Here is a 3,080-nt window from a genome sequence, read left to right as displayed (position 1 = left end):
CGAGTCACTTAGCTACTAAAATAAGCATTAGTTAACTTTTGGAACGATCCGATGAAAAATAGAAATAGCAATTGCATTTCCGGCATTATCTATTACTATTTCTATAGGTTCAAAAACATCATCCATATAAGCATAAAATACGTTGTCACAAATAAATTTAGTTGGATAATATTCCCCTTTATATGAAAAGGTAATTTTATCATTTTTTACATTTATAACGATGTCCATGCCTTCACCAGATTGATACTCTCCTTCATATAATGCTAGTTTATTAGGCGCTACTTTATATTCTTCATGGGAAAGATGATGCGCATCTAAGTCCCTTCCAAAATAAGTATTTAAAGCAAGTTCCATTATTTTTGAAGCAGGAAAGCCTGATAAATTGGCTAATACGATGATGCTAATCCCTTCTTCTGGAATAATTGCGAACTTAGAAGAAATGGATTGTAAGCTTCCTCCATGATCGACTAATTTTTTGCCAAAATAATTTGGTGTAATTGCAAAACCGAAACCATAATACTTTTCCGGATCCATTTTAATATGGGCCTGTAGCATTTGTTTCACACTTTCTTCAGATAAAATACGAGTATTGTTTACAATCCCTTTATTAATAAATAACGTTGAAAAAGTGAGCATATCACTTGCTGTGGACTTTAAAAATCCAGTTGCACGCATTGATGGGGCATCCCACCAATCTTGAACAGCATATATCGTCCCATCCTCCTCATGCTGTTCATAGCAAGTTGTAATATTGTTATACGTTTTATCGTCATCAATATGGAAAAAAGTATCTTTTAATCCACATCGTTTAATCACATTTTCAAGTACATATTGTTCATAAGTCATACCGCTTACATTTTCAATAATGGCTCCTAGCAAAGCATAGGCGTCATTTGAATAACTAAACAACTTTCCTGGTTTTGAAAATAATGCTACATTTGAAATAAAGTTTATTAAATCATCATAAGTATTTAGGAGCGTTTCTTCATGTTGGTCAATAAAATCAATCATTGACTCATCATTTCTTTCTCGAAACATTGCAAGGTCGAGTGAAGGAAGTGGAGGTAGTCCAGATGAATGTGTCATAAAGTGAAATATCGTTATTTCTTTTAAGTAGCCGAGATTTTTTATTTTAAAATTTGGTAAATACGTAATCACTGGAGAGTAAATATCTAATTTCCCTTGTTCAGCAAGCTGCATAATAGCAACACAAGTAAAAGATTTTGTTATTGAAGCTAGGCCGAATACTGTATCCCGAGTTACTCGTTTTGACTCTTCCATATTTCTATATCCAAATGGTTTCTCATAAATAATTTTCCCATGGTGCGCAATCGCTACGATACTTCCGGGAACTTTGTATTTCTCTATTAAATGTTGAGCTGCTTTTTCAAACTGTTGATAATCTTTCATTTCTCCCTCCTGATTTTTTTGCCTCATATAAATGACAAGCGACAAAATGATTTTTTTCAACTTCTTGCCAAATCGGCTTTTTCGTCTTACAAATATCCATTACTTTCGGGCAACGAGTCCTAAAAACACAACCACTTGGCGGGTTAATAGGGCTTGGTAACTCACCTCGTAAAATAATTCGTTCCCGACTTTCTTCAATATCAGGATCAGGTATCGGAATTGCCGATAAAAGCGCTTCTGTATAAGGATGAAGTGGAGATTCATATAGTGCTGCACTGTCAGTAAGTTCAACCATATTCCCTAAATACATGACACCAATTCGATCAGAGATTTGCTTTACCATTGATAAATCGTGAGCAATAAATAAAAAGGTTAACCCTTTTTCCGCTTGAAGTCTTTTTAATAGATTAACAACTTGAGCTTGAACAGACACATCTAATGCCGAAATTGGTTCATCAGCAATAATAAAACTTGGATTTAAAGCAAGCGCACGAGCAATACCAATTCTTTGACGCTGCCCCCCACTAAATTCATGGGGATAACGATTGGCATGATCCCTGCTCAACCCAACCTCTTCCAAAAGTTGATAGACTCTTTCGAGTTGTTCCCGCTTATTTTTATATAATCCGTGTACTTCCATTGGCTCCGAAATGACTTCTCTGACAGTAGAACGTGGATTTAGAGATGCATATGGATCTTGAAAAATCATTTGCATTTCACGATAAAATACGAACTTTTCTTTTTCCGTAAATGTTTGAATGTTTTTTCCTTTAAAAATAACATCTCCGGCGGTTTTATCATATAGACCGATGATTGTTCGACCAATAGTAGACTTACCACAACCAGATTCACCAACAAGTCCAAAAGTTTCTCCTTTATTCACATAAAAGCTAACACCATTTACTGCTTGAACTACCTGGCCTTTTCCGATATCGAAGTGTTTTGTTAAATGATGTACTTGCAAAATTTTATTATTCATCCTTATGGTCACCTCCAGATTTGAAGTAGAATTATAATGAAAACTTGGCATTCGCTAAAGAAAATATCCCCTCATTACTAGGGGTATGCCGACGTTGGGGGCAAATGCCCGTTCTTAGTCGACCTTCCTTAGAGCCGTAATGGCGAAAGACAGAAGTGATGTTGCACTTATGCTCTGGAGTGCAAGCCCTTAATGGCGAATGCCTAAGTAGCGTTTAGTCAAATGTTTTATATTACTATCTACCGAATAAACAGTGAGGATAGGACAACCTTGTTTTAGTCATATAAATCCGAACTATGCTTCAAATTTGTCCAGTTTAAATTTGCATTAGTTCGGATTTTTCTTTAGGAAACTTTTATAAAATTTCATTGCTCATTTCCATAAACTGTTTAGTAACTTAGGTTAATTTGCTCTGCAAATATCTAAACAAAGTTGCGATGTAAAATACCGCTACGGCAGAATACTTCGCTTTCCGTGGGCACGGCTTCAGCCTCCGAAGCAGAAAACCACTGCTTCTGAGTCTTCCGACGTACAGGATGTACTAGTGCAGACGTTGCCACAGGACGTGGCGTTCTTAGTCTGCGTTCACTTTGTGCTTTTCCCACAGGAGTCGACTGCCCTCCGGCTCCAATCAACCATTGTGATAGTAGTATCAAACTGTACAGAGCTGTTACAATGCACATCCCAGCGG

Annotated in this window: 2 protein-coding genes; both read right to left on the bottom strand. The window is 36.5% G+C overall.

Annotation, left to right across the window (positions count from 1 at the left end):
- Positions 1 to 27: 27 nt before the first annotated feature.
- Positions 28 to 1,410 carry a serine hydrolase domain-containing protein gene (locus tag ACPYKA_RS20120; RefSeq protein WP_479543969.1) on the bottom strand — a complete coding sequence of 461 codons (1,383 nt, stop codon included), beginning with the start codon at positions 1,408 to 1,410 and terminating at the stop codon, positions 28 to 30.
- Entirely contained in the window at positions 1,388 to 2,389 is a 1,002-nt protein-coding gene (locus ACPYKA_RS20115; protein WP_479543968.1) for an ABC transporter ATP-binding protein, read from the bottom strand. Before ACPYKA_RS20115 ends, ACPYKA_RS20120 begins: the two co-directional genes overlap by 23 nt.
- Positions 2,390 to 3,080: the final 691 nt, after the last annotated feature.

This window comes from Pseudogracilibacillus amylolyticus (SeqCode) (genome assembly GCF_051918545.1).
In the GTDB taxonomy this organism is placed as follows: domain Bacteria; phylum Bacillota; class Bacilli; order Bacillales; family Amphibacillaceae; genus Pseudogracilibacillus.
This window is presented reverse-complemented; position numbering and strand designations above follow the sequence as displayed.

Bases quoted from the DNA above. Each gene is read 5' to 3' on its own strand.
- ACPYKA_RS20120 (WP_479543969.1), bottom strand. From the start codon at position 1,410: ATGAAAGATTATCAACAGTTTGAAAAAGCAGCTCAACATTTAATAGAG.
- ACPYKA_RS20115 (WP_479543968.1), bottom strand. From the start codon at position 2,389: ATGAATAATAAAATTTTGCAAGTACATCATTTAACAAAACACTTCGAT.